Origin of the sequence: Candidatus Phytoplasma gossypii (genome assembly GCF_030586975.1) — a bacterium.
GTDB lineage: Bacteria > Bacillota_I > Bacilli_A > Acholeplasmatales > Acholeplasmataceae > Phytoplasma > Phytoplasma citri.
Genome location: NZ_JAOSIT010000030.1, coordinates 1 through 7,331 on the forward strand (window position 1 = coordinate 1; position 7,331 = coordinate 7,331).

The following is a 7,331-nucleotide window of genomic DNA, read 5'->3' on the forward strand; positions in this document are numbered from 1 at the left end:
TACCAAAATGTTTTAATTAAACCACTCTACTTAACCGCTTAGGGACTTGCACCTTTTCCTTGACTTCTGGTCTGGCGTCGACTTGTTGACTAGATATTTCGTCTCATCTCGCTTGCGTGCTTTTGCTATTATCAACTCTTCTTTCGAACTAGTTAATCAAGCCCACCTTGTGGTGTTTACGTGACCTCTAGAGAGATTATCACTCTAGGCTATGCGTTAAATAGCAGAATTATGAGCATCTTTTGCGCCCTTTTCGTTTATAAGCAGTAGCGTAGTAAGCACGAAAAATAAGTGCATGCCCATCTACTAAAATTAAATGTTTCATAAATTTTATTGTTCCTCATGAATTAAATAAATATTTATTTTGAATCTAAAAATTTATTTATCAAATCTTGATAATCTGTTGTCGAATTTTTTTTAAAATTTTTATTATCTATTTGTTTAGTTAAATTTTTTTGTTTTTCTATAAAATCGATCAATAAATTTATTTCTTGATTAGTTGTGCCAGAACCTTTAATAATGCGATGACGACGACGATTATTATTAGCGATCAACTCTGGATTTAATCTTTCTTTATGTGTCATACTTTTGATAATAGCTTCGAATTTAATCATTATATTATTATCTAAAATATTTAAATTCGATATTTTATTACTTATTCCAGGAATAAAATTTAAAATTTTTTGAAATGATCCCATTTTTTTAATTAAATTTAAATGTTTTTGTAAATCATAATAATTATAATTATCTTGAAATAGTTTATCTATTAATTCGGCATTTTGTTTGGGATCTATTTTAGCTTCTATATTTTCTATTAAAGTAGATAAATCACCCATACCTAAAATTCTAGAAGCTATACGATCAGGATAAAAAAGTTCAAAGTTATCATCATTATGTTGTTCTGAGCTAGAAATAAAACGAATAGCTAACTTAGTAATATATCTAATAGATAAAATTAAACCACCTGAAGTTTTAGCATCCATTTTGGTCATAATTACCCCTGTAAATGATAATTGTTCATTAATGTGTTTAATTTTTCCTGATATTTGTTGCCCCCCTAAAGCATCTACAACCATCAATGTTTCATCGGGTTTAATATTTTTTTTAATTAAAGATAAATTATCTATACTAGCTGTATCTTCAGGAGAAAATCCAGTAGTGTCGATGATAACAACTTGAAAATTATGCTTTTTAGCATAATTAATACCATTTAAAATAACTTCCAAAGAATTATTTATTTTATCATCATTATAAACCTCAATATTTATATTTTGACCAATTTGTTGTAATTGTTGAATACCACCAGGTCTATGATAATCTGCTGCAATTAATAAAATTTTATTCATTTTTTGTTTATTTATGAAAAAAGCTAATTTACCTGCAACAGTTGTTTTGCCGCTACCTTTCATTCCTATTAATAAAAAAATATTTAATTTATGATCTTGGAAATTCAAAGGTAAAGATTTATTTCCCAAAATATTAGTTAAAGTGTTTTGAATTATTTTAATAACTTGTTGTTGAGGAGTTAAACCTTTTAAAAGTTGCATATTTAAGGTTTGTTGTTTAATTAATTCATTAAATTTATTTACTACTTCATAATCAACATCTGCTTTTAATAAAGCAGGATTAATTTCTTGCATTATACTATCAATATCATCTTGTTGAATATATTTTTTATTACCAATTTTACTAATTATTTTTTGAATACTTTTACTTAAAAAATTCATGAACAACTCCTTTTTTATTAGACCAATGTTTTGTTAATAAATATTTCTTTTATTTTAAAAATGATTATTCATATTTAATTTTATTAATTTTCAAATAAACAATTAACGTAATTATGAATATCAAATTCTAATAAATCATTTGGTGCTTCTCCAACACCTATATATTTCGTTTCTAACTGATATAAATGTTTAATCGCTAAAATTAAACCTCCTTTAGAAAAATGATCAAATTTAGTAAGAATAATGCCAGTAACCGGAATAATTTGACTAAAAGATTCTACTTGTTTTAAAGCTTCTTGCCCTGTCATAGCATCTAAAATTAAAAAAATTTCGTGCGGAGCTTGAGGATTATATTTCTTAATAACTCTATCTATCTTAGCTAATTCTTGCATTAAATTATCTTTATTTTGTAATCTTCCAGAAGTATCGCATAAAATAATATCATAATTTTGATTTTCGCTATACTTTAAACCTTCAAAAATTACACTTGCCGGTTGACTATTAGCTTTGGAAAAAAAATTACTTTTAGAAGTATTACTCCAACTTTGTAATTGTTCTACAGCTCCAGTACGAAAAGTATCTGCCGCTATTAATAAAACTTTTTTATTTTGTGCCGTTAATTTAGTAGCTAATTTACCTATAGTAGTAGTTTTTCCTGAACCATTTACTCCCACAAAAAGATAAATTTTTGATTTTGTTATTGAAATATCATTTTTTATATTTTTTTTTGTATTTTGTTTATAAAATAATAAAATTTGATCTCTTAAAAAATTTAAAAAATATTTTGGTTGAGATAAATTTTCAGATGAAATATTTTCGCGCATTTGACTAATCAAATTTTGAGCAGATTCTATACCTAAATCCGATTTAATTAATAAAATTTTTAATTCATCCAATAAATTTTCGGTTAATTTATTTTGTAATTTAATTTTTTGGACCCATTCGGATATTTGATTTTCTTGTACATTTTCCAAATTGAAAAAAAAATTTTTTTTCTTTTGAGTTTTTTCTTTAAAAATTTTTTTAAAAAAATTAAACATAAGTTATTTATTTTCCTTAATGAATGATATATAAAAATAAAATTGTTAATAAATATATTATAAAGTGTATGTAATTTAATTTGTATGTAAATTATTATTAATCTTTTTCATCATGTTCTTTTTTATTATTTTTTTTATAAGAAATAATTTTTTTACATTTTGGATAAGAACTACAACCTAAAAATTTACCATATTTACTGTTTCGTTCTACCATAAAAGAACCACAATTAGAACAATTTTGATTTGTTACAGTTATAGTTTTTTTCTTTCTTTGATCAATATCTGAATTTATACATTTAGGATAAGAATTGCAACCTAAAAAAGTACCATATTTGCCACAACGCTCTACCATAAAATCTCCACAAACAGAACATTTTTGTTGTGTAGTAATATTTGGTATGGTCTTAATATTATTATTAGCATATATAAATAATTTAATAAAATCATCGTAAAATTTTTTTAAGATGGTAACTTTATCTGTTTGACCATTAGCAATTTGATCTAATTGTGCTTCCATGTTAGCTGTATATTTAACATTAATAAAAGAATTAAAAAATTTCATTAAAACTTCATTTGTAATTAATCCTCGTTGAGTACAAATCATTTTTTTTTCCTTAATTTCAACATAATATCTATTTTTTAAAGTTTCAATAATATGAGAATAAGTTGAAGGTCTACCGATTTTTAAATTTTCTAAATTTTTAATTAAAGAGGCTTCGTTATAACGAGGTGGTGGTGAAGTCATTTGAGATTTAGCTATCACTTTTTGAGGTAAATAATATTTGTGCTTTTCCCAATCCGGTAATAATATTTCTTTAAAATTAGAATAAGTTGTCGTTTTGAAATAACCATCAAATATCATTTGATAACCTTCTGCTTGGAACAAATATTTTTCTATTTCGAAAATAAACTGTGTTTTGTTAATAATTGCTGCAGTCATTAAACTAGATATAGTTTTTTGATAAATTAAATTATATAAAGATAATTCATCTTTAGTTAAATAATTTTTAATTTCTTGAGGAGTTCGTTTAATATCAGTAATTCGAATAGCTTCGTGAGCTTCTACGTTATTTTTAGAAAAATTATTTAAAATATTATTAACATAAGAAGAGCCAAATTTTTCAGAAATAAATTTTTTAGCTTCTCCTATAAACTCCTGAGACATACAATAAGAATCGGTTCTCATATAAGTAATCAATCCGATTATTTCTTGGTTTATTTTCACACCTTCGTAAAGTTTTTGAGAAATTATCATAGTTTTTCGGGAATTCATCCCTAAATATTTAAACGCTTCTTGTTGTAAAGTAGCTGTAATAAATGGTTTAGGCGGTTTACTTAAGGTTTTAGTTTTAATTACATCTTGTAAATAAAATTGTTTATCTTTGAGCTGATTTATAATTCGATCGGATTCTTCCGATTTAATTTTAGGTTTTTTCGGATCAACCATTAAATTAGCCGTAAAATCTCCGAAAAAAGCTTTAATTAAAAAATACTCTTCAGGAATGAATTCGTTATGTTCTTTTTCGCGTTCAGCAACCAGTTTTAAAGCTACTGATTGAACACGTCCTGCTGATTTAGAACGAATACGATGTACTAAATATGACAATTTAAAACCGATAATTTTATCTAATATTAAACGAGTTTCTTGGGATTCTACTAAACGTTTATTAATTATTACAGGATTATTAAAAGCTTTAATAACAACATTTTTATTAATTTCACTAAAAAAAATTCTATTTTTATGTAAAGGATTTAATTTTAAAACTTGAGCTAAATGCCATGCAATAGCTTCACCTTCTCTATCAAAATCAGTAGCTATAAAAACATTTTTATCTTTAGTTTTAGAAATCAACTCTTGAACTGTAGATTCTTTACCTTTAATAATACAATAATCAGGTTTAAAATTATTATCAATATCAATTCCTAAATTATCTTTACCTTTTAAAGATAAATTGCGTATATGTCCTTTTGAAGATAAAACTAAAATTTTATGATCAAAAAAACTACTAATAGTTTTAGCTTTGGCAGGCGATTCTACAATAATTACTTTTGACTTCACAATTAAATGCTCCTTACAAAGATTATTAAATAAATAAAACGAAATTTTCTATTATAAATTCTTTATTGACCGAACCTTTAAAGTAATTATATCACATTAAAGAAATTTAAATCAAAATTAATAGGACCTATAAAACCATTAGAAACTTTATGTAAAATCATCTCTAAAACTTTATTTTCATCAAGAATATTATTTTTTGTTAAATAAAAATTTTTTTGTGCTATTTTGTACCATAAATTAGGGAATTCTAATTCTTGTTCATCCAACTTGAAGCATTTTTTTAAATTTCGAGAATAATGTTGTTTAAGATAATTTAATAAATATTCTACAATAGGCAATTTCGGATATAAAGTAGATTTAATGCAACCACAAATAGCCAAATTATATCCAACATAAGGATCTCTAAATTTATGATATAAAATTCCAGGAGTATCTAATAATTTCATTCTTGGATCTATTTTAATCCATTGCATTTGTTTTGTAACACCTGGTATATTAGCAATTTTCACAACCTTTTTATTAGCTAAACAATTAATTAATGTTGATTTGCCCACATTAGGAATACCAGTAATCATTAATCTTAAAATTTTATTTTCCCGAAAAGGATTTTTTATTTTTAAAATCTTATATATATAGGATTTAATTTGATGAATATTAATTTTTGATTTAGCATCAATCCATAATACTGGTATTTTATTTTTTTCGAAAAAATTTTTAAAAATATTTATTTTAGACATATCAGCTAAAGATATTTTATTTAATAATAATAAAAATGGCTTGTTATTAAATGTTTTCAACAATTCCCAATTAATACTTGAATAAGGTATTCTGGCATCTAAAATTACTAACATTAAATCAATTATTTTTAAACATTGATTTATTTCTTTAAAGGTTTTTTTCATATGACCAGGAAACCATTGAATATAAAATTGACTCATTATCTTGCTCTTCTTATTTTTTTCATAAAATAATAATTATTAAAATTATTAAATTTTATTATTTATTATTTTTATCTAATTCTTGTTTTAAATTTTGTAGATACAATTTTAAATCTTGATCAGGAACAAAAATTTTTTTACTATAAACCTTATATACTTCTTCGCCGGATATCAAAATAATAGCTAGACCAATTTTATCTAATAAAATATAATAAAGACGTTGTAAAAATAATTTTCTAGCCCAATAAAAAGGATTAATTAGATTAACTGAAGTGCTTAAAAAATTCATTACTTTATTAGTTTTTTGAATTTTGTGTAAATATTTTTTATTTATTAATTTAAATTTTAAAACCATAATTTGTCTCAAAGTCATACGTTTAAAAATACACAAAATTTTATTTTGAAATAAAATATCAATTCTTTTATGTAAATATTCTATTAATAATAAAGTTTCTCCAAGATTTAATTCTAAACAAGGAGAAGTCGATTTTGGATAAAAAATAGTTGCTATTTCTAAAGTTAATTTTTTTATTTCTTGAAACAATATTTCCATATATTTTTGGGGATTTTCTTGAGTTTTGTTTAAAAACGTTAATTGATGTTTTTTAATTAATTTGTTGACTTTCTCATTTTCTGCTAAATCTTCTTCTTTATTAAAAGAAATTTTAAAATTTTTATTAAAATTTTTAACAATAAAAAATAAATATACCAGAGAAAAAGTAATACCTCCGGCACTAAATCCAGCTAAAAAAATTCCAAAAAATTTCAATTGATTCCATAAATTATTAACCAAAAACATATTCAAGTTTCCTTTTAGATTTATTAATTATCAAATATGCAAGGATAGATTATTTGCGTTTCTTTGAAAGCTATCAAATATTACAAACAGCCCCCGCCCAAATAGTGCGAGAAAGTTTCCCAGCACACCGCTTTTCCTAATTTATCCCTTTTCCGGGTTTAACTTCGTATCACCACTGGTTAAATTTTTATTTTTGGCCGTTTTGTTCTTTTTAAAATTTTCAATATTATAAATTTGTTGTCTGGTACGCTTACGATTGCCAATCTTACAAAGTACAATTCAATATATTTTTTGAGAGTTTTTTCGCAATAATATATTGACTTGTCTGTTTAAAGAATTCTTAGTTGTTTTCTTGGTAATGGTATTTTGTGGTGAGATTAATTTTAAACATAAATGATAAAAATTTACTACCTTGTCCTATTATAACAATCTTGAATTTATCTATGCTGATTTTCAAATCTAAATCTTTCATCATTCACTGCCAAAATAATTTTTTAATTCTTTCCGCTTTATCTTTTGTCATTTTTAATGTTGATCATAAAATCATCAGTATTTCTTACGTATTCTGCGCGAAGATTGAGGTTGAGTTATTTAGTTTCTCCCCTTTTTCTTTGTAAAACCTTAAATATGTGGATTTATGGTCTGACCATTTTGAGGGAACCTTTGAACGCCTCCGTTACTTTTTAGGAGGCGACCGCCCCAGTCAAACTGCCCACCAAACACTGTCCCTCATAATCCACTTATGCAGGTTAGAAACTAAAAATCTTA

At 24.3% G+C, this 7,331-nt stretch carries 5 protein-coding genes and 1 rRNA gene; all 6 read right to left on the reverse strand.

What is annotated here, in order from left to right; genetic code table 11:
- Positions 1-359 precede the first annotated feature (359 nt).
- Positions 360-1,727: a signal recognition particle receptor subunit alpha gene (locus OC698_RS02405; protein ID WP_304513123.1), complete on the reverse strand. Its 1,368-nt coding sequence runs from the start codon at positions 1,725-1,727 to the stop codon at positions 360-362.
- Positions 1,728-1,810: 83 nt separating this feature from the next.
- Entirely contained in the window at positions 1,811-2,767 is a 957-nt protein-coding gene (gene ftsY / locus OC698_RS02410) for a signal recognition particle-docking protein FtsY (RefSeq protein ID WP_304513124.1), read from the reverse strand.
- A gap of 97 nt (positions 2,768-2,864) precedes the next feature.
- Positions 2,865-4,826, reverse strand: coding sequence for a type I DNA topoisomerase (gene topA / locus OC698_RS02415; protein WP_304513125.1), 1,962 nt, complete (start codon positions 4,824-4,826; stop codon positions 2,865-2,867).
- A gap of 86 nt (positions 4,827-4,912) precedes the next feature.
- Positions 4,913-5,764, reverse strand: coding sequence for a ribosome biogenesis GTPase YlqF (gene ylqF / locus OC698_RS02420; RefSeq protein ID WP_304513126.1), 852 nt, complete (start codon positions 5,762-5,764; stop codon positions 4,913-4,915).
- Positions 5,765-5,822: 58 nt separating this feature from the next.
- Complete coding sequence (locus OC698_RS02425) at positions 5,823-6,563, reverse strand: hypothetical protein (RefSeq protein ID WP_304513127.1); 741 nt, start codon at positions 6,561-6,563, stop codon at positions 5,823-5,825.
- Between the two features lie 504 nt (positions 6,564-7,067).
- Positions 7,068-7,331, reverse strand: a 23S ribosomal RNA gene (locus OC698_RS02430); the annotation flags it as partial.